18 protein-coding genes are annotated in these 18,796 nt (G+C 68.5%); 4 read left to right on the forward strand and 14 right to left on the reverse strand.

Features of this window, described 5'->3' with window-relative positions; genetic code table 11:
* Positions 1-17 precede the first annotated feature (17 nt).
* From JRI60_RS11750 to JRI60_RS11780, 8 genes are all read right to left on the reverse strand, one after another.
* Positions 18-302, reverse strand: a complete 285-nt coding sequence (locus JRI60_RS11750) for a hypothetical protein (protein WP_204225941.1) — start codon at positions 300-302, stop codon at positions 18-20.
* Between the two features lie 361 nt (positions 303-663).
* Positions 664-786 (reverse strand): DUF5953 family protein, encoded by a 123-nt coding sequence (locus JRI60_RS53235; protein ID WP_430384376.1) that lies wholly within the window; start codon positions 784-786, stop codon positions 664-666.
* Position 787: 1 nt separating this feature from the next.
* Positions 788-1,417, reverse strand: coding sequence for an ankyrin repeat domain-containing protein (locus JRI60_RS11755; RefSeq protein WP_204225942.1), 630 nt, complete (start codon positions 1,415-1,417; stop codon positions 788-790).
* 3 nt (positions 1,418-1,420) lie between these two features.
* Positions 1,421-1,912: a hypothetical protein gene (locus JRI60_RS11760; protein ID WP_204225943.1), complete on the reverse strand. Its 492-nt coding sequence runs from the start codon at positions 1,910-1,912 to the stop codon at positions 1,421-1,423.
* A 20-nt stretch (positions 1,913-1,932) separates the two neighbouring features.
* Positions 1,933-2,865 carry a DUF2381 family protein gene (locus JRI60_RS11765; RefSeq protein ID WP_204228903.1) on the reverse strand — a complete coding sequence of 311 codons (933 nt, stop codon included), beginning with the start codon at positions 2,863-2,865 and terminating at the stop codon, positions 1,933-1,935.
* Positions 2,819-4,063: a hypothetical protein gene (locus JRI60_RS11770; RefSeq protein WP_204225944.1), complete on the reverse strand. Its 1,245-nt coding sequence runs from the start codon at positions 4,061-4,063 to the stop codon at positions 2,819-2,821. The genes JRI60_RS11765 and JRI60_RS11770 overlap by 47 nt, the downstream gene beginning before the upstream one ends.
* A gap of 232 nt (positions 4,064-4,295) precedes the next feature.
* Entirely contained in the window at positions 4,296-5,405 is a 1,110-nt protein-coding gene (locus tag JRI60_RS11775) for an alpha/beta hydrolase (protein ID WP_204225945.1), read from the reverse strand.
* Between the two features lie 166 nt (positions 5,406-5,571).
* Positions 5,572-5,934, reverse strand: coding sequence for a hypothetical protein (locus tag JRI60_RS11780; RefSeq protein WP_204225946.1), 363 nt, complete (start codon positions 5,932-5,934; stop codon positions 5,572-5,574).
* A gap of 392 nt (positions 5,935-6,326) precedes the next feature.
* Here JRI60_RS11780 and JRI60_RS11785 point away from each other — a divergent pair, with 392 nt between their 5' ends.
* The 3 genes from JRI60_RS11785 (at position 6,327) to JRI60_RS11795 (ending at position 10,009) form a co-directional block, all read left to right on the forward strand.
* A complete protein-coding gene (locus JRI60_RS11785) occupies positions 6,327-7,358 on the forward strand; it encodes an SPFH domain-containing protein (protein WP_204225947.1) in 1,032 nt (343 codons plus the stop codon).
* On the forward strand, positions 7,355-8,266 hold the full coding sequence (locus tag JRI60_RS11790; RefSeq protein WP_204225948.1) for an SPFH domain-containing protein: 912 nt from the start codon (positions 7,355-7,357) through the stop codon (positions 8,264-8,266). Before JRI60_RS11785 ends, JRI60_RS11790 begins: the two co-directional genes overlap by 4 nt.
* Positions 8,267-8,338: 72 nt before the next feature.
* Complete coding sequence (locus JRI60_RS11795) at positions 8,339-10,009, forward strand: M28 family metallopeptidase (protein ID WP_204225949.1); 1,671 nt, start codon at positions 8,339-8,341, stop codon at positions 10,007-10,009.
* Between the two features lie 12 nt (positions 10,010-10,021).
* Here the strand turns inward: JRI60_RS11795 and JRI60_RS11800 are convergent, their stop codons facing one another.
* Together JRI60_RS11800 and JRI60_RS11805 are read right to left on the reverse strand one after the other, a co-directional pair.
* Entirely contained in the window at positions 10,022-12,469 is a 2,448-nt protein-coding gene (locus JRI60_RS11800; protein WP_204225950.1) for a sensor histidine kinase, read from the reverse strand.
* Between the two features lie 69 nt (positions 12,470-12,538).
* The gene (locus JRI60_RS11805) at positions 12,539-12,868 is read right to left on the reverse strand and encodes a type II toxin-antitoxin system RelE family toxin (protein WP_204225951.1); all 330 of its coding nucleotides are present in this window, start codon (positions 12,866-12,868) and stop codon (positions 12,539-12,541) included.
* 265 nt (positions 12,869-13,133) lie between these two features.
* Here JRI60_RS11805 and JRI60_RS11810 point away from each other — a divergent pair, with 265 nt between their 5' ends.
* Positions 13,134-15,590, forward strand: a complete 2,457-nt coding sequence (locus JRI60_RS11810; protein ID WP_204225952.1) for a PAS domain-containing protein — start codon at positions 13,134-13,136, stop codon at positions 15,588-15,590.
* Here JRI60_RS11810 and JRI60_RS11815 read toward each other — a convergent pair.
* The 4 genes from JRI60_RS11815 to ruvX all read right to left on the reverse strand — a co-directional run bounded on the left by JRI60_RS11815 (position 15,568) and on the right by ruvX (position 18,753).
* Complete coding sequence (locus JRI60_RS11815) at positions 15,568-15,933, reverse strand: response regulator (protein ID WP_204225953.1); 366 nt, start codon at positions 15,931-15,933, stop codon at positions 15,568-15,570. The genes JRI60_RS11810 and JRI60_RS11815 overlap by 23 nt on opposite strands.
* A gap of 198 nt (positions 15,934-16,131) precedes the next feature.
* The gene (locus tag JRI60_RS11820; RefSeq protein ID WP_204225954.1) at positions 16,132-16,929 is read right to left on the reverse strand and encodes a YsnF/AvaK domain-containing protein; all 798 of its coding nucleotides are present in this window, start codon (positions 16,927-16,929) and stop codon (positions 16,132-16,134) included.
* A 265-nt stretch (positions 16,930-17,194) separates the two neighbouring features.
* Complete coding sequence (locus JRI60_RS11825) at positions 17,195-18,148, reverse strand: hypothetical protein (RefSeq protein ID WP_204225955.1); 954 nt, start codon at positions 18,146-18,148, stop codon at positions 17,195-17,197.
* A 158-nt stretch (positions 18,149-18,306) separates the two neighbouring features.
* Entirely contained in the window at positions 18,307-18,753 is a 447-nt protein-coding gene (ruvX, locus tag JRI60_RS11830) for a Holliday junction resolvase RuvX (RefSeq protein WP_204225956.1), read from the reverse strand.
* Between the last annotated feature and the right edge of the window lie 43 nt (positions 18,754-18,796).

An 18,796-nucleotide genomic window follows, 5' to 3' on the forward strand; every position in this document is an offset into this window, starting at 1 on the left:
AACGACTCGCGGCCATGTCATTCCCCGTGAACGGACTCGCTCTTCGTGGGGGTCCACGTGTCCTGCAACCCGGTCATCTTCGTGCGTCGCTCGGGCGACGTCGACCTGTTGACGACGCATTGATCGCGGAGATCACCGACGAAATCGAGCGGGGCGAAAACCTTGTTCGTACTGGATTGATAGACGGGGAAGAAGTACGAGGCCGTCGAGAAATAATTGCCTTCGATGAGCGAAACCACGTCATCGCTCGCGCCAATTCCCATGTAAAATTTGCCATCGTGGTAGTTGTTGACGAAGTGCACCGTTCCTGATGGTTTGATTCTCCGCGACCAGGAGCATCACCCAGTGGTGCTTGCCGTTGCAGTAGTGGCCACGGTCCGTCGTTCCGTCCTCGATTCCTCCAGCGCGGGTGTCTTCATCGTGGACGAGTTCCGGTAACACGGCCAGCCGCACCGTCGATACCAGCCGGAGAGGGAACGATTCCGCGCCAGTTCGCAGCCCTTCCGGCTTCGTTGACGCTGTGAACCCGCTGCCCGAGTTGCTTCGCTCATGGCGGGCTTGAAGGGCGCGTGCGTAGTGGATTGAGCGGGTCGTCCTGACGCCTGCCGCGAGAGCGCAGGGCAGCGGGGCGGCCAGCAGTTCCCCCCGCGAGCCGTGCCGGCCTCAAGGGGCTGCGCGCCCGCCGCTCTCCGGGAAGCGTTTGTAGGCTCGCAGGAGCGCGTCCAGGTGCGTGGGGTTGTCCACGTCGAGCGGCGCCTCCGTGAGCCGGAGGTGCGCGCCCCACATTCTACGGGTTGCGGCCCTGCGCTCCCCGGAGGAGTTCGAACGCTGCGTCCCATATTGGGGAATCGGATGCACCGCGCGGCGGCAGGCGGTCGCGGGCGGGCCGGTCGTCCTCGTCCGGGGCCTCTGGATCGGCGCCCGCGTCGAGAAGCAGCCTCATCATCGGGATGTCCAGCCGCGATGCCGCAAGCCCGAGCGCAGTGTATCCGGCCTGCCCGCCCCATTCGTTGATCGTCCTGGCGGCCCCCGCGCCCAGGAGGAGCGAGGCGATGCCCAGATCGCCCACGCCCGCGCACGCCCGCAGCGGCGTGTCCCCTTCGCTGCTGCGCACGTTGGGATCAGCCCCCGCCTTCAGGAGCGCTTCGACTGCCGCCTGCTGGCCTTCGAAGACCGCCACCAACAAGGGGGTCACGTCCCGCCCGACGTTCCATGCGTTGACGTCCGCGCCGTGCTCAAGGAGCGCCATGATCACGTCGAGCCCGCCTCTCTCTGCGAGTTCGTTGATGGCCACATGCAGCGGACGCAAACCCGGCCACTGCGCCTGCGGCTCGTTCGGATCGGCACCACCGGCCAGCAGCGCCTTGACCCGGGACGCATCGTGCTGTTCGATCGCTGCGAAGAGTTCTTTCGACATAGCTCATAGCTCCGCCATCGGATGACCAGGGGCGCAATTCTGGTCTTCAAGCTTCCTGGTATTCGCGAAGCCCTTCTCTACTTCGGTGATTGCGTTCTCATGGCTCGGGTCGGGCTTGCCTCCAAAGCATTCTTTCTGAATCTGCCACCGCTTCTCCAGGAGCTTTTTCTGAGCTTCAAGACGCTGCCGGATCCTAGAGCACGGCACCTTGGCCATCTTCTTATCGTTCCATGATCCGGGCGACTTCGGATCGAGGGGTGGGACTGACCGGTTGAGCAGATCCTTCTCCTCCTGAAGCTCGTCGAGCCGGCTGTTCTTGCAGGTCTGATCCGCGTGGCGGGGGACCCGGTCGTACTCCTCCACGCTGGTGTAGTTCCTACCCGTCGCCGGATTGGTCTTTTTCCGCCAATGGGTGGGAGCCGTGACCGCCGCAACCGGGTCCGAATCAACGTCCGGCACGACCTCCTCTGCTTCCTGACGCTCAAATTCCTCCATGAGCCGCTGCGACTCCTCCGCTACGTCCAGTAGCCGCGCCTCGTACTCCCGTTGAGCATGGACTCCCTTGGCCAGACGCTGAGCGCCTTCAATTCCTTGCGCCTGGGACTCACCAGCGCCGCACCGGCGGGTGTCCAGGGCGTCTTTCCGGTGTTTGTCAATTCCTGTTCCACGGCCAGCCGCACCACGCCGGTTTTCCTGCCCTCGCGGTAGGTGTCGGAGCGGTAGCTGTTCGCGTACGCGCTGGTGACAGTGTTGCCGGGACGTGAGGTGACGTCGAAGCCGAGGTCTCTGTAGGCAACGCCTCCTTCGCCCATGCGCCCCTGGGCGATGAGGCCCGTGAGCCCCACCTGCCCGCCGCACTCGGCCTGGAGGTGTGCCTTGTCCTCGCGGCACTGTTGAGCTTCCGCCCGCGCCTGCTGCTCGCCCTGCCGGTAGGAGGCCAGCGTGCGCTGGTGCCGTGTCACCTCCACCTGCCGCTCGGCTTCGGAGGGGTGCACCACCAGCTGGAAGGTGACGCTTGCCGGGGCCGCACCGTCCTGGAAGTGGACTGTCACCGGTACGCGCTCCCCATCGTGAAGCATCTCGGTGGGGACGAGCGCGAGGCCGACGTCCCCCTCTATCACCCGGAACCGCTCCCGCGAGGCCAACTCCACACGCGCCAGCTTCGAGTCGAAGAACAGGTTGGTGGACAGCTCCGGGTGGATGCACACCTCCGGGGGTTTGTCTGGAGCATCCGCTTTCAGCTCGATGCGGCGTGTGCCCGTCTCGCAAATGGGGAGTGGGGTCCGCTCGGCGGCTCCAGCGGGCGCGGTGAGCAGGACGAACCCCAGGGGGCAGCGCAGGACAGGGCGAACACGGGGCGGGAACCTCCAGGGACGTGGATGAGACCGGAGAAGTGGGCCTCTACCACACCTCCCGCCCGGTAGTGCATGGCGGCTCGCTATCGACAGGTACTCCGTCGGCCTGGTCGAAGTGGTCCACGACCTCCACCTCCGCGACGGGACCGACCAGCATGTTCTCCGGCGTGCTGCCGGGCTGGATGAGCGTGCCGGGCACGTTGCGGTAGTTCAGTCGCAGGCAGACCTTGTACGTCTCCCCGGTGGGTGTGCGGGCCTCGGTGAAGCGGCCGTACACGCGCTTCTCCCCGAAGTAGAGCCGCCCGTAGAGGAGGGTCTTGTGCGGCAGCTTGTCCCCCCAAAGACCCGCCACTCGGAAGGGGGTGTCCTCGTGCACGGGAACAGGCCGGCCCCGTACATCGGACCAGTCGCCGCTGGTGACTTCTCCGATGTCGAGGCCGAGCGTGCGGGTCATGGTCTCCACTGCGCCGGCAGGGCACTCCTGGGGTGGAGGCATCGGGCGCACCGGCGGCACCTGCTGCTGCGCACTGAGGCAGGCCTGCAGGGCAACTCCGGTCAAACCCAGACACACGTTGCGCGCCACGGCCCCCTCGCTCCTGGACTGCGTTTCACGCTGAGGGTCCTTCGTCCTCTGCTTCTGCTGCTTCTTCACGGGAGCTGTGTCCTTTCCGGACGCCGCGGGCGGGGCGGCGGCCGCAGGGGGATACTCCACCGGCGGCGGAGTCGCGGCCCGTGAAGATTCCGGCGGTGATTCCGAGGCCGCCACTTCCTGGCCAACACTGGCCTCCCGCATTGGAGACTCAGCGGGCAACGTGACGGGTGAGGAGACGGTGGCCATCTCGCGCCTGGCCCTCCACTGTCCAGCGAGCCATGCGCCGCCCAGCACCAGCCCCAGTCCCAACCCCACGCCCGCCCAGGCCGCCGCACGCCGCACGCGTGCCCACCGGTTGCCTTTGCCGGCCGCACGAGCCCTGCCGAGCAGTGGCACCTTCCAGGACTCGTCCGCCCGGGCCCTCAGTTTCTCCAATGCCGCGCACAGCGCCACCGCGCCCGGATGGCGTGCTTCGGGCGTCTTCTCCAGCAAACGCAGGCACACTTCTTCCACCGCTCGGGGCACGCGCGGGTTGACGAGGTGCGGCGGCAGCGGCGCCTCGTGCAGCACGGCCTCCACGTCCACGCCTCCACGCTCGCCCAGCAGGAAGGGGTCTCTGCCTGTCAGCAGCCGGTAGAAGACGACACCCAACGCGTACAGGTCATCGCCCACCCCGGCCCGGTAGTGCGCGCCCGGCACGTCCTTGTTCTCCCGGCCGAAGCGCCACGCCTCGGGGCTGCGGTAGCGGGGCCGGGCGGCAGTGGCGGCATGTCGAGCGCACTCATGATGCCCTCACGTCAGAGGTACCTGGAACAGGAGAATGGCGATGTGAGGTCATGGGACTACCTCCCAGGACCTCAACTTAGCAGGTTCCGTACCCCAGCCGCCTCCCTTGATGAGACGCTCGTCGAAAGCGCCACATGCGGAGTCTTCACGGGCCGCAGCCAGGCGTCTGGTCGGCGCCCGCGCCAATGCGTCGGGTCATCCAGCTCTGGGCGACCGCGAACCACTGCTGGGCGTCGAGGATGGTGTTGAGGTCGTGTCCCGCGCCGGGCAACACGAAGGCCTCCACACAGGGCACCTGGGCTCCGAGCCGGGGCTTCTCGGCGGCGATCAGGGCCTCCGCGCTGGAGCAGACCGTTCCGGAGAGCGTGGGGCCGCAGAAGATCCGATCCTCGGCGCCATTGACGAGCAATACGGGGACGCGAATGTCCAGCGGCCGGGCGAGGATGACGGCGAAGGGGGAGAACTCGGTGTCCGTCACCGTCCCCTTGGTCCGCTCGTCCAGGGCGACCACCGCGGGATCGGCCTGTCCCGGAGCATAGAAGGCGCCGTAGCGCGTGCCGGGCTGCGTGGTCATGTACGTCAGGTCATAGCCCTGGCCGAAGAAGGCCGGGTCCAGCGCGGCGGGATACAGCGGCACGAGGACCCGCAGCGGGGATGTGAGCTGGATGGTATGGCTGACGCCACTGAGGATGACGCCGTCCACGTCCCGGTAGTCGCTCGCCTCGTACCAGGAGGTGAAGGAGCCGTACGAGTGTCCGACGAGGACCACCTTCTGGAAGCCGACCGCTCCCGAGGGCCCCGCCACCTGGCCCGCGCGCAGCGCCTGGACCACCTGGTGGACGACGTACGCGTTGGAGTCGATGGAGACGGTGGCCCCGGGCGGATGGGAGCTCTTCCCGCTGCCGATCCGATCCATCGCCAGCGTGGCGAAGCCCGCGTCCAGCGCCGCGCTCACATAGGAGTAGCGTTGGGTGTGGCCGGTGGGGTCCGGGAAGTCCCAGTGCAGATGGGAGTAGGTGATGCCGTGTATCAGGAGCTGCACCGTGGCGGGTGTCTGTCCCGGGGGCAGACACAGCCGCGCGAACACCTCCTGGTCGGCGGGCAGGCCGGGCGCGAGCGCCACGGGAATGTGGTTGTCCTGACAGGCCCCTTGTGTCCCGAGCGCGTGGGAGTCGGGCGCGGCTCCGAGGAGTGCGCCCAGCACCGTCAGGGACAGTGCCGCGTGGGAGAGCTTCCGCCCATTCGATGTCTTCATGTGTGGACCTTGTTAGAGGTGCTCGTAGACGCGGACGTGGTCCACGTACACGCGATGCGGGAACAGGTTCATGTCCACGCCCTGGGTACCTCCCCACGAGCCGCCAATCGCCAGATTCAGCAGGAGGTAGTGGGGCTTGTCGAAGGGCCACTTGTCACTCGTCCCCTCACTGGAGCTCGCCGTTGCGCACGTAGCCGACCTCGTAGCCCCAGCGGGTCGGGTCCGGGAGGCCCGAGCCGTCGAACTCGTCCTGCCAGACCAGCCGCCAGTTGAAGGGCGGGGGCGTGCCCGTCTTCACCTCCACCAGCGTGGGTGCCTCCTCGTGCCACGCGCCGCTGGTGTCCTGCCAGCTGCTGAAGAGCGTCCAGGTGCCATGGGCATCCGTGGTGGTGAAGTCACGGCCGGCCGTCAGCGTGAGCGTCTGGCCGGGCGCCAGCGTCCGCGCCCCCGTGCCGGGTGACAGGTCCACGTTGCCACCACATCCCGCCATCCACACGGCGGCGAGCACATGGATCCACTGAAGCTTCATGGCATGACTCCGCACTTCTAGTAATTCCAAGAATAACACCTCGTTCGAGGAATCCATGGAGTCATGAGCGCGTCCGGGGCGGGGGCGGCTGGCGAATGGCAACTCCCGGACGTTTTCTGGGGGAAGAAGCACTCGATGGGCCAGAGAGAACTCCGACGCAGCGGATGGGCTCGCCACGGGCGTCTCGGACCTCGCAGAAGGCGATCTGTCCGGTGTAGCAGAGCGGCTCTCCTGTTGGCTCGCCGCAGCACCCTTCGCCATCGAAGTAGGGCCCCCTGCTCTCGTGAGAGCCGTTCGCCTGACGACAGGTCCTCGAAGAGGGAAATCCTGACGGGCAACGCTCCACGGATGATGATGTCCGCTCGTTCGCGACACCTTCCGAGGAGTGGCCGATGGACTTTCTGCAAGCGCTGGGGCTCGAGGCCGTGGGTCTGGGCACGGGCATCGTCTTTGGAGCCGTGGGCTGGTTCGTGGTGCGCTGTGTGCTCACCGGCTTCTTCACCGTGGAGCAGAGTGAGCGCGCGGTGAAGGTGCGCTTCGGCCGCGCGGTGAGGCTCGCCGGGGAGCCCACGACGAAGCGGGGTCCCGTCAGCGAGGGCCTGGCGCGCGCGGACGAGGACCGCTACGTCTACCCCCAGCTCGAGGTCATCCATCCGGGGGGCCCCTACTTCAAGTGGCCCTGGGAGCGGGTGGTCAAGGTGTCGGTGGCCACCCAGACGCTCAACATGGCCTATGATCCCGAGTCCCCGAGCGCCAACCAGGGCGGCACGGTGCTCGAGGCCGTCACCAAGGACCAGCTCAACACCGGTCTCACCGGGCAGCTGCGCTACCGCGTCTCCGAGCAGAACCTCTATGCGTACCTCTTCGCGGTGAAGCGGCCCATCGCGCACGTGATGGGCTACTTCATCTCCATCCTGCGCGAGCGCATCGCCAGCTTCGAGGCGCCGCCTCCTCCCCCGGCCGAGGAGGGCACCCTGCAGGCCGTCGAGGCGACGATCGTCTCCGACGTCTCCATCAACGACCTGCGCAAGAACCTGCGCGACCTCAACGAGCACATGGACCGGGAGTGCCGCGGCAGTCTGTCTCGCTATGGCATCGTCCTGGATGCCTCGCTCATCACCGGTATCGATCCGCCGGGAGAGGTGGAGTCGGCGCTCGCCGCCATCAACACCGCGCACAACCATGTCTCCTCGGACATCAGCCTCGCTCAGGCGGCGGCGGACCAGAAGATCGTCCAGTCGCGCCGGGCCGTGGAGATCGAAACCCTGAAGGCCCAGGCCGAGGTGGAGCCCCTGACCGCCATGGCCACGCAGCTCTCGCTGCTCCACCAGAGCGGACCCGGCGCGTTGGAGGCCTACCTGCGCAACATCCGCCTCGGTCTCTTCTCCAAGGCGAGCCAGGTGGTGGTGGGGGTGAAGTCATGATGGGCTTCCTCGTCGGCGCCGTCATCGGCTTCCTCGCCATGACGATGGGCGAGCCCATCTTCCTGGGCCTGTGCCGGATGTTCGGCCTCTACGTCACCGTGGAGGAGCGCACGTGCCGGGTCTATGTGTTCCTCGGCAAGGTGGTGGCCGTACTGGACGAGCCCGGGCTGCACTTCCTCTGGGCCCGGCTCGGATGGAAGGCGCTCCTGGTGAACTGGGTGGGACGCTGCCACGTGCTCGACCTGCGGCTGGACCAGCAGTACCTGCGCAGCCAGGCGGTGAACTCCGAGGAGGGCGCGCCGATGGGGATCGGCATCTGGTACGAGATGTTCATCTCGGATCCCCTCAAGTACCTGTTCGAGAACGCGGATCCGCGCGGCTCGCTGGCGGCCAACGTGAGCAACGCCACCGTGCGCTGCCTGTCCAACATGAAGCTCGCCACCATGCTCGAGAGCCGGCACGGGATGAGCCGGACGGTGCGCACCGAGGTCTCCCCCATGTCGCACGCCTACGGCTACCAGCTCGGCTCGGTCTACATCCGCAAGGTGCACTTCCGCGACGTGGGGATGATCCGCCAGATCGAGGAGAAGGTGGTGAACCGGCTCCGGCAGGTGACCTCGGCCATCCGCCAGGACGGAGCCAACCAGGTGAGCATCATCACCAGCACCGCCGAGCGGCAGGCCGCCATCGAGTTCGCCAAGGCGGCCGCCCTGCGCCCGCGCATTGTCGGCGCGGCGCTGCAGCGGATCTCCCAGGACCCGGCCGTCGCGTCGGCCATGTTCGAGATATTGGAGCTGCAGCGGCTCCAGGAGAGCGGAGCGAAGGTGACCCTCATTCCCGACGGACAGAAGGGCGAGCTGCTCGCGCAGTTGCTGGCGGCGGCACCGGTACCGGTTCCTTCCCGGTGATTCCTTTCTCGGCTCACCCCTCGGCCAAGGGTTCACGTTAGGTTCCCGCTCCCACCTTCCTGGAGAGTGTCGATGCGCGTTTCCCTGGGTGCCCTGGTCCTCGTGGTCTGCCTGCTGCGCGCGGAGGTGAGCCGTGCGCAGGACTCGGGGCCGATCGACCCGGCCCGGGTCTCACGCATCATCCAGACGCTCGCTTCCGACGAGTTCGCCGGTCGCGCGCCGGGCGGGCCCGGTGAGGCCAAGACCGTCGAGTACCTCATCGGTCAGTTCAAGGAGGTGGGTCTGGAGCCCGGAGGTGAGAACGGCGGCTGGACGCAGAAGGTGCCCCTGGTCCACTTCCAGGTGCGCAACGCCGACGCCAGGCTGAGCCTGCGTGCCGGGGGCAAGACGACCCCGCTGCGCCAGGGCCAGGAGGCCATCGTCACCACCCTGCGCCCCATGGAGCGCGTGAAGATCGACAAGGCCCCGCTGGTGTTCGTCGGCTATGGGGTCTCGGCGGCCGAGCGGGGATGGGACGACTTCAAGGGCGTGAAGCTGCGCGGGAAGATCGCCGTCTTCCTGATCAATGATCCGGACTTCGAGGCCCAGGAGGGTGAGCCCGTCCTCGGTCGATTCGGCGGCCGGGCGGCGACCTACTACGCCCGCTGGACCTACAAGTTCGAGGAGGCGGCGCGACAGGGGGCGCTCGGAGCGCTGATCATCCACGAGACGCCGGGGGCGGGCTATGGCTGGTCCACGCTCCAGTCCGGCACGGGCGAGAGCTACGACATCGTCCGGGCCAACCCCGCCAAGGAGAAGGTGCTGCTGCAGGGCTGGCTCCAGCGCGACGTCGCCGCCGACCTGTTCGCCCGCTCGGGCCTGTCGCTCGACACGCTGAAGCTCGAGGCGCGCAAGGCGGGCTTCAAACCGGTGGCGCTCAAGGGTGCCAGCTTCAGCGCGGACTACGCCCTGACCCATACGCGCGCCGACAGCCACAACGTGATTGGCCGCCTGCTTGGGAAGGAACGTCCGGACGAGTCCATCATGTACGCGGCCCACTGGGATGCCTACGGAATCGGTCCAGCAGATGCCTCGGGCGACAGGATCCGCCGCGGCGCCGTGGATGACGCCATCGGCCTGGCCGGACTGATCGAGATCGCTCGCGCGTTCCAGGCAGGGCCCCGGCCCGCGCGCTCGCTCCTCTTCGCCGCCTGGACCGCCGAGGAGCCGGGCCTGCTGGGCTCGGAGTACTACGGCGCGCATCCGCTCCAACCCCTGGACACCATGGTGGCCAACCTGACCATGGATGTGTTGCAGACCGCCGGGCCCGCCCGCGACGTCGTGCTGGTCGGCCATGGACAGAACGAGCTCGAGGACGCGCTCGCCCAGGCCGCCGCGAAGCAGGGGCGCACGGTGACGCCGGATGCGAAACCCGAGCGGGGCCTGTTCTACCGCGCCGACCACTTCTCCCTGGCCCGGCGCGGCGTGCCCGTGCTGCTGCTGATGGGGCTGGGCGGTGGCGCGGATCTGGTGAACGGGGGCAGGGAGGCCGGTGAGCGCTGGGTCGCGGACTACACCGCGCGCTGCTACCACAAGGCCTGCGACGCGTGGAGCGCCGACTGGGATCTGCGCGGCGCCGCCCAGGACATGCAGTTGCTCCATGAGGTGGGCCGCGACCTGGCGAACTCGAATCGCTGGCCGAACTGGAAGCCGGGTTCGGAGTTCAAGGCCGTGCGCGACCGGTCGGCCGCCGCGCGCAAATGAGAGGCGTTTCCATCAGCCGGTGGATCTGCTCTTCGCGGCGGATGCGGCTCCGCGGGGGAGCCGGACGGTGAAGGTCGTCCCCTCGGCCTCGGTGGAGCACACCTCCACCATGCCGCCGTGCGCGTGCACGATGTTGTTCACGATGTAGAGGCCCAGCCCGATGTTCCGGCTCGACGTGTCCCCCTTCTTCGTGCCGCGCATCATGGGGTTGAACAGGCGAGGGAGGAGCTCGGGGGGGATGGGCTTGCCCTCGTTGTGGACGCGAAGCAGGAAGGTGTCATCCTCACCGCGCGTCTCGACGCGCACGAGCGTCTCCGGGGGGCTGTAGGTCAGTGCGTTGTTCAGCAGGTTGGTGACCACCTGCGCCAGCCGGTCTCCGTCCCACTCGCCCCGGCCCTGACCGCTCTGCACCACCTCCACCTCCCGCTCGGGGTGCGCGAACCGCACCTCGTCCACCGTCTGCCGGGTGAGGTGGTGGAGATCGAACGGCCTGCGCTCGATGGGGATGCCCCCACCGAGCCGGGCCCGGGTGAAGTCGAGCAGGTCTCGAATCAACCGGGTCGCGCGCTCGGCCGCCGCCGCGATGCGTGCGATGCCCTTCGCCTGGCGCTCGCTCAGGTCTTCATTCCGTAGCAGCGCCGCCACGGACAGGTTGATGGCATTGAGGGGATTGCGCAGATCATGCGAGACGATGCCGATGAGCTGCTCCTCGAACTCCGCCCGCGTCCGCCTCTCCGCCTCCTGACGTTTCTTGTCGGAGACATCGTGGACGGTGCCGATGAAGCGCACGGCCCGGCCCCCCTCGAAGAAGGCCCGGCCCGTCGCGCGTACCCAGCGTTCCACTCCATTGTGTGGCACCGCCGAGCGGAACTCGGTGTCGTACTCACCCCCGTTCTCACCGGAGAGCGCCCGCTGGACCACCGCGGCCGTGTGCGCGCGATCCTCCGGATGGATTCCCGAGAGAAAGGAGTCGTACGTCACGTCCGCCTCGGGCGGCAGGCCGAAGAGGGCCTTGCACCGCTCGTCCCAGCGCAGCACGCCCGTCACGGGGTCCATGTCCCAGGTGCCCAGCTCCGCCGCTCGCAACGCCAGCCGCAGCCGGTCCTCGCTCGACCGCAGCGCCTCGCTCGCCGCCTTGCTCTCGGTGATGTCCTGCATCACCCCCACCATCCGTACGGCCCTGCCGCCAGCGTCCCGCTCGATGAGGCCGTGGTCGGTGACGTTGACGTAATGCCCGTCCCGGTGGCGGAAGCGGTACTCGTCCCGCCAGCGCTCCGCCTCGCCGTCGATGGCCGCGTGGATGCCGTGGACGACGCGGTCCCGCTCCTCGGGGTGGATGTGGTCGTACCAGCCGGAGATGTGCCCGCCGAGCTGCTCCCGGGGGTGTCCGAAGAGCTTCTCGACCCCCTGGTTCCAGGAGAGCTCATTCGTCAGGAGGTTCCACTCCCAGACGGCATCGCTGATGGCCTCGGTCGCCAGCCGGTAGCGCGTCTCGGACTGGCGCAGCTGCTCGTTGGCCTGGCGGAAGCGTTGGAGCAGGAGGGTCTTCTCGATGATGCCGGAGAGGTACTCCACCAGCGTCTCGAGGTAGCGCCTCGCCTGGGGCGCGAAGGGGCGGAGCTCCGCGATGCCGATGTAGAGCACCCCGAGGAGCTTGCCGTGTGGCCATAGCCGCAGGCCCAGAAGGGAGTGCACGCCGCTGTGGCGCACGGCCTCGGCCACCTCGAGGTTGGCGCTCGCCGCGTCCGCCAGCTCCACGGGTTCGTCGGAGGCGGCCACCCGGGCCACGAAGGAGGCGGAGTCCACCGGGACGGGTCCGGTGTCGGCCCCGGTGCTCCACGCTCCGGTGGATGTGGCGGGGAGGAGCTTCTTCCCGCTCGGGTCCGTGAGCAGGAGCGCGGCTCCTTTCGCGTGCAGGGCCTGTCGCACCACCTCCACCAGGGCCCCGAGCCGCTCGTGGAGGGGTTGGGGGTTCTCGACATCCCCCATGAGCTCGGACGCGAGTGCGTCGAGGCGGCGCAGGGTGCGCTTCTCGCGCTGCCGATCCTCCAGGGTGTCGCCGCTGAACGTGGCGACCACCTGGTTCATCGCGTCCTGGAGCTCCGCGAAGAGGAGCGCCGTGTCCTCCGTGGAGGGCTGCTCCTCTCGTGGAAGGTTCTCCCACAGAGAGGCGATGAGCCGGCCGATGAGGACGTACTCTCCCGTGACCTCCTCCTGGTTGTAGCCATGCCGCAGGCGCAGGCTGATGTGCGTCTCCTCCAGGCGCTTCTTCGTCTTCTCCGGCTCGAGCCGGTGTCCCTGGCGGGAGAGGGCCGTCAGCGTCGAGAGATACTCGGGCAGGGTGTCGAGGACCTCGTAGGGCTTGAGCCCCCGGGCCGACTCCAGCTTGCTTGCCTCCCGCAAGAAGCGCTCGATGAGCTGCTCGCGGTTCTTCTCGATGAAGTCAGCGACCCTGGGCATTCGGTTGTTTCCCGAGCACTGACGATGGGGATGCTCACGGCCCCGTACCAGTCCCAACGGCGGCGGGAGTCACTCCTCCCGGAAGCTCGGGTCTTCTTCTCCCGGCTCGGCATCGAGGGGCAGCCGCTGGGAGACTTCCAGGAGGGTGACGACCTGGCGGTCATCGTCGATCTCGTAGAGGACCACGAAGCGCTCGACGAAGAACGACAGGACGGGGAGGCTGGAGCGCATCAACGTCTCCAGTCCCGGTGGGGGGCGCTGTGTGGACAGGGCGGCGAGGGCGTCCAGCTCGCGCCGGATGCGCTGGAAGAGCTCCCCCGGGACCGCGCCCAGCTGACGCCATGCCGCAGGCGCGATGTCCACGGTGTACGGCTGTCTTTGAGGGTTGAAGTTGCGCATCTCCCCCGGGCTCCCGAGAAGCGAAGCTAGGGCGGGCAATCCTCCTTCGCCAGGAGGGGCGCATCTCTCCGGAGCCAATCCCACGCACCCGTTGAGCAGACAACGAAGGGGTTTCAACCCGGGCAGCCATCAACCGGCTGCCTTCAATCGCTTTCGACTACCGAACGGGCGTCATGGCTGGCTGGCTGCCCCACGAGCAGGCGTCAAGGGGCTCGGGAGAGGTGCCGCTGAAAACGTGGGTCGGTGGACGTTTCCTCTTCCGCGCATGGTCAAGCACGACAGAGTCGAAGGGGAGCAGGGGATGGGGGGCCTGGGGGACTTCATCCGGCGGCACGGTTCCCACATCCTGGCCCACTGGGAGGTGGAGGTACGCCAGCTGCCCTATACGAGGGATCTCTCGCGGCCCCGGCTGCTGGATCATCTCCCGGAGCTGTTGGAGCGGATGGCCCGCGTGGTGGAGAGCGCCCAGACAGGCGAGCACCCGACGCTCGAGGCGGTGCCGGAGGTGCATGCGCTGGAGCGGTTGGACTCGGGCTTCGACCTGGACGCGGTGGCCGAGGAGTACGCCCTGCTTCGCGCATGCGTCCTCCAACTCTACGGAGATCATGTGGCCTCGGCCGGCGCGGAGCACATGGCCCTGGCGATGCGGGAGATGTTGCGCTTCAACCGGACGTTCGACGAGGCCGTGGCCGCCGCCGTCTCCCGCTATGCGAAGGCCCGCGAGCGTACCCTGGTGGCGCTCGACCGCATCTCCGAGGCGGCGCTCGGCACGGAGGACCTGGACACCTTCCTGCCCAGGCTGTTGCGCGTCATGTTGGAGACCACCGAGGCGGTGGACTCCGTCAGCCTGATGTTGCGCGAGGGAGAACTCCTCCGGGTGCGCGCCTCGGTGGGGCTGGAGGAAGAGGTGACCTCCGGCTTCACCTCGCGGGTGGGCGAGGGGTTCTGCGGGAAGATCGCCGCCGAGGGGCGTCCGGTGGAACTGCGCTCGGCGGCGACGGATCCCCTGGTGCGGAGCGAGGCCATCCGGGTCCGGGGCACCCGCGCCCTCTATGGGGTGCCGCTGCTGTACGGCGGCGAGGTCATCGGCGTGGTGCACATGGGCAGCCGCACGGCCTTCGAGTTCTCCCACGAGGACAAGCTCCTCTTCCGGGCCATGGTGAGCCGGACCACCGCGCTCGTCGTGCAGACGCAGCTGGCCGCGAGCGAACGCGCCGCGCGCCAGGAGGCGGAGGAGCACAAGCAGTTGCTGCGCCTCATCATCGAGCAGAGCGGTGACGCCATCACCATGGTGGACGCGCGGGGCGTGGTGCGCATCTTCAACGCCGAGGCCAGGAGGCGGCAGGGCATCGACCTGAAGGAGGTGGGCCCCTCCGAGTGGTCCGAGGCCTACGGGCTGCTCACCCTGGACGAGCGCCCCCTACCGCTGGAGGAGTCGTTCCTCTACCGGGCGCTCCAGGGAGAGACGGTGAGCGATGTCCGGTGGAAGGTGCGGCGCCCGGATGGCGCGGTGCGGACCTTCGTGGGCACGGCCGCGCCGCTGCGCCTGCCGGATGGCTCCCTGGCCGGGGCCGTGCTCACCGCCCGCGACGAGACGGAGCGGCTCCTGCGGGAGGCGCAGGTGGATGCCCTGGTGGAGGCGGCTCCCGCGGGCCTGGCCCTGCTCGACACGGAGCTGCGCTACGTGCACATCAACGAGGCGCTGGCCACCGCCAACGGCCTGCCCGTGGAGGACCACCTGGGCAAGCGGGTGTCCGAGGTGGTCCCCGCCAGCGCGTCGATGCTCGAGCCCCGCTTGCGGCAGGTGCTGGAGACGGGCGAGGCGGCCCGGGGGAACGAGTTCAGCGTGGCCCCCGCGAATGACCCGGGTGTCCTCCACCACTGGGTGGCGGACTTCTTCCCGGTGCGCGGGCAGGACGGGCGGGTGCTCGGGGTGGGCGGCGTCATCCTGGACATCACCGAGCGCGAGCGCCAGGAGCAGAAGCTGCGCCAGACGGCGGAGTTCCGCGAGCGCTTCCTGGGCATCGTCTCGCACGACCTGCGCAACCCACTCAACGCCATCCTCCTGTCCGCCAACGCGCTGCTGCACGCCGATGACCTTCCCGCCAACCGGCTGAAGACCGTGCGCCGCATCGCCGCGAGTGGCGAGCGCATGGGGCGGATGATCGCCGAGCTGCTCGACTTCACGCGCGGGCGGCTGGGGGGTGGCATCCCCATCCATCGCCAGCCGATGAACCTGCGGCACCAGTGCCGTCACGTGATGGAGGAGCTGGAGATCAGCCATCCCGGGCGGGAGCTGCGGCTGGTGGCGGAGGGCCACTTCCACGGGATGTGGGATCCGGACCGGCTGGCGCAGCTCCTGGGCAACCTGGGGAAGAACGCGCTGGACTACAGCCCTCCGGACACGCGCGTGGACTTCAGGCTCCACGACGAGGGCGACAGCGTGCGCGTGGAGGTGCACAACGAGGGCTCTCCCATCCCGTGCGAGCTGCTGTCGGGCATCTTCGAGCCCTTCCGGAGAGCCGTGGAGGGGGATGGCCACCCGACCTCGGGCCTGGGGCTGGGCCTCTTCATCGTCCAGCGGATCGCCGAGGCCCATGGTGGCACCGTCGAGGTGCGCTCCCACGTGGGGGACGGGACGACCTTCATCGTCCGATTGCCCCGGTACGCAGGGGGCTCGGAGGCCCCTGGCGAAGCGGTCAGCGGCAGTGCTCCTGGATGAGGGCCAGCAGGGCATCCAGCTCGAAAGGCTTGCCGAGAAGCCCCTGCGCTCCGGGCGGGGGGGCGTGGATGCTCGCCGTGCAGAGGATGACGGGGATGGTGTTGTAGGCGGGAATCCGCCGGAAGTGCTGCAGGAACGCGGCGCCGTCCATCACCGGCATCATCATGTCCAGCAGTACGAGGCAGGGCTCCGGCAGATGGGGGAGGGCATCCAGCGCCTCGCGTCCGTTCGCCTTGAGGACGACTTGGTGGCCATCGAACTCCAGGACCTCTCGGACGGCTTCGCGGATGTCGGGGTCATCGTCGACGACCAGGATGGGCCTGGAGCTCGGGGGCTCGGTCATAGGTGCGGTTCTGCGTTCCTCCCCCCAACCTGGACACGTCGGGCACTCGCTGGATGAGGCGCTGGACGCGCCCCGGCGGAGTGCTTCTCCCAGGTGGGGGAAGGCAATGGGATGAACGTCTGCCCGCGCGGGCTCGGGGCCACCGTGCCCCCGTCTGCTCGGTTGCCCTCTCACCCGAGCGGGCCTGCCTCGGGGCTGTCAGCGCCGACGCAGGAGCGGATCGTCATCGGGACCGAGGTTCAGCTTGCGCGAGTCCTCCGTCTCCCCGGACGTGCGGACGTCCACCTCCTCGTGCCGCAGCGGCTCCGCCACGCGGCGCTCCTCCTCGATGGCGTCCTTGTGGATGACCACTTCCTCGTCCACCACCGGGCGCTTGTGGATGTCCACCTCCTCTGCGCGCACGGGCACCACCACCGTCTCGTCCTGGAACGAGGCGTTCATCGCGGGCCGGTCCGGGGTGACATCGCGGCGTTCCACGCGGACGCGCTCGCGGCGCACCGGTACGTCCACCGTCTTCACTTCCTCCACCACTTCCTTGTGGATGCGCACCTCACCGGCCTGCACCTCGCGCTTGGTGACGTCCAGCTGCTCCTTGTGTACCGGGATGGCGACCTCGTCCGTGCCGCCACCCTCCCAGGAGCGCTCGGTGCGGGTGGTGCTCGCATCCGCCCGGAGTCCGGTGTCCGTCGCGCCCAGGCCCAGGCCACTCGTGGCGCCCGTGCTCATGCCGGCCGTCGTGTCCGCACCCAGGCCGCTCGTCGTGCTGTACTTCTCGTCGCCGGAGAGGCGTCGGAGGCTCTCACGTCCGTGTAGGAGGATGATCTCCCCATCGCGGATGTCGGAGATGTCCGCGTACCGCACGAGGTAGTCCTTCGGAAAGAAGAGACCTTTTTCGATGTGGAACGCGTCATCGCTCAAGGCGAACACCCTGCCGAGTTTCTCGCCGTCGAAGCTGCGGACCGTCATGCCTTCCTTCAACTGACTGCGCTGGAACATGGCTGCCTCCTGTTTCGTGATCACGCCGGCGGACCGCGCCACTTCCGTTCCCCCCTCGTTCGTGGCGGGTGCCAGGGGAGGGGAGACGTGCGCGGCGGCCAGGGGTGAGAATGGGGACTGTTATCCCCGGGGACAGGAGGGCGTTGGTCGTCCGGCCGCATTCCGTTCCAGGTATCGGCCATGAATCCGGGCGGTTCGGGGCTGGCGGTGAGCGGGGCGCAGTGCCGCCCCGGGCCCACCGCCATGCTTCACCGCGTGGGAGCGCTCACGGGTATACCTCGCGGCGCGTGGGAGGCAGACCGCCCTCCGGTGGCGGAGTCACCACCGCGCCCTCGGCGTAGATGCGCTGGTGTTTGCTCACGCCCACCGTGGCCCCGAGGATGGCGGAGATGAGCCCCAGGAAGAGGGCGCCGAAGACGCCCCAGAACGCCTTGCCCGTGACGTCCGCCGCCTGGAGCGCGCCAGTCTGTACCGTCCGGGCCGCCTGACCCACCTGGGCCTGGAAGCCGTTGAACTGCGCCTCGATCCGGTTCGCCACGTCCTCGGCGTCCGCGCGCGAGAGGGCCGTGTTCTGGGCGAGAGAGTCCACGAGGAGCTGACGGTCGAGCCGGCCCTGCCTCACCGCCGTCTGCACCACGTCCTTCGTAGCGGCCTGGAGCTGGTCCGCCGTCACCTGGGGCTTGCCTTCCGCGCGCAGGCGCTCGTTGACGGGGCGCAGGGCATCATCGGCATCCAGCCCGAAGCTCCGGGCCGCCTGGCCGAGGTCTCCGGACTGGGAGGCTCCCGCCGACACCGCCGAGCCGGTGGCCTGGACAGCCGTCTTGCCCACCGAGAACAGGCCGCCCGCCAGGGCGGACACCAGATTGCCGAGCAACCAGAGTCCCACGAGCGTGGTGAGACCCCACATCACGAGCCCGTGGATGCCTCCACTCGCCTTCGTCTGGGCCCCCGAACTCCGTCCGGCCACGATGCCGCCCACGAAGAGGGCGATGAGTGGCGATACGAGGCTCCAGATGCCGGTGAAGATGCCGGAGGACCTCGCGCTCCCGGTGTCCTGCGGATTGATGGAGGACAACCCGAGGGCCAGACCCAGCGCGTACAGCAACACCCACAACCCCAGCGCGGTCACGGCCCCCGCGAAGATGGAGCCCCAGCTCACCTTTTCCGGAGCGCCCGCCAGGAATCCCCACCGTGCTCTGTCCTGTGTCGTCGTCGCCATGGCTCACCTCTGGATGAAAGGGATCAGTCCCTTGCCTTCCAAAGATGGACACCCTGGCTCGAAGGGAGAGCATCCCCGCTGCGCACCCGTTCTCCTGTCCGTGGAGGAGGGCGGGAGCAGGGCGCTACTTCGCGCCGCGAGCCCGCTGACGCGCCACTTCACGTCTCCGGGTCGTCATCGTAGGCCTCGTGTGCCGGGTGCCGGGCGTCGAGCCAGCCCTGGAGGATGAACTGGGCGGCCATCTGATCGATGACCTCGCGGCGCTTCGCGCGCGACAGGTCCGCCTCGAGCAGGGTGCGCTGGGCGGCCACGGTGGACAGGCGCTCGTCCCACAGCTCCACCGGCAGCCCGAGCGTCTGGGTGAGGGCGTCCACGAACTTGCGGGTGGCCTCGGCGCGAGGGCCCTCGGAGCCGTCCATGTTGAGGGGGAGCCCGACGACGAAGCGCTCGGCCTCGTACTCGCGCACCAGGCCGCCCAGGGCGGCGAGGTCCGCCTTGAGGCTGGTCCGGCGGATGGTGGTGACCGTCTGGGCGGTGAGGCCCAGTCCATCCGAGACGGCGACACCGATCGTCTTGGTTCCGTAGTCGAGGCCGAGGGCGCGCATGCGCGGCGGAATCTAATCGCAATCTCCCGCCGTGGACCGCTCC

The sequence above is a fragment of the Archangium violaceum genome (genome assembly GCF_016887565.1).
In the GTDB taxonomy this organism is placed as follows: Bacteria; Myxococcota; Myxococcia; order Myxococcales; family Myxococcaceae; genus Archangium; species Archangium violaceum_B.

What these genes read in the sequence shown, in the direction of transcription:
- JRI60_RS11795 (WP_204225949.1), top strand. Translation starts at nt 8,339, where the DNA reads ATGCGCGTTTCCCTGGGTGCCCTGGTCCTCGTGGTCTGCCTGCTGCGC.
- JRI60_RS11775 (WP_204225945.1), bottom strand. Translation starts at nt 5,405, where the DNA reads ATGAAGACATCGAATGGGCGGAAGCTCTCCCACGCGGCACTGTCCCTG.
- ruvX (WP_204225956.1), bottom strand. Translation starts at nt 18,753, where the DNA reads ATGCGCGCCCTCGGCCTCGACTACGGAACCAAGACGATCGGTGTCGCC.
- JRI60_RS11785 (WP_204225947.1), top strand. Translation starts at nt 6,327, where the DNA reads ATGGACTTTCTGCAAGCGCTGGGGCTCGAGGCCGTGGGTCTGGGCACG.
- JRI60_RS11805 (WP_204225951.1), bottom strand. Translation starts at nt 12,868, where the DNA reads ATGCGCAACTTCAACCCTCAAAGACAGCCGTACACCGTGGACATCGCG.
- JRI60_RS11825 (WP_204225955.1), bottom strand. Translation starts at nt 18,148, where the DNA reads ATGGCGACGACGACACAGGACAGAGCACGGTGGGGATTCCTGGCGGGC.
- JRI60_RS11760 (WP_204225943.1), bottom strand. Translation starts at nt 1,912, where the DNA reads ATGGAGGAATTTGAGCGTCAGGAAGCAGAGGAGGTCGTGCCGGACGTT.
- JRI60_RS53235 (WP_430384376.1), bottom strand. Translation starts at nt 786, where the DNA reads ATGTGGGGCGCGCACCTCCGGCTCACGGAGGCGCCGCTCGACGTGGAC.
- JRI60_RS11790 (WP_204225948.1), top strand. Translation starts at nt 7,355, where the DNA reads ATGATGGGCTTCCTCGTCGGCGCCGTCATCGGCTTCCTCGCCATGACG.
- JRI60_RS11755 (WP_204225942.1), bottom strand. Translation starts at nt 1,417, where the DNA reads ATGTCGAAAGAACTCTTCGCAGCGATCGAACAGCACGATGCGTCCCGG.
- JRI60_RS11800 (WP_204225950.1), bottom strand. Translation starts at nt 12,469, where the DNA reads ATGCCCAGGGTCGCTGACTTCATCGAGAAGAACCGCGAGCAGCTCATC.
- JRI60_RS11810 (WP_204225952.1), top strand. Translation starts at nt 13,134, where the DNA reads ATGGTCAAGCACGACAGAGTCGAAGGGGAGCAGGGGATGGGGGGCCTG.
- JRI60_RS11780 (WP_204225946.1), bottom strand. Translation starts at nt 5,934, where the DNA reads ATGAAGCTTCAGTGGATCCATGTGCTCGCCGCCGTGTGGATGGCGGGA.
- JRI60_RS11815 (WP_204225953.1), bottom strand. Translation starts at nt 15,933, where the DNA reads ATGACCGAGCCCCCGAGCTCCAGGCCCATCCTGGTCGTCGACGATGAC.
- JRI60_RS11820 (WP_204225954.1), bottom strand. Translation starts at nt 16,929, where the DNA reads ATGTTCCAGCGCAGTCAGTTGAAGGAAGGCATGACGGTCCGCAGCTTC.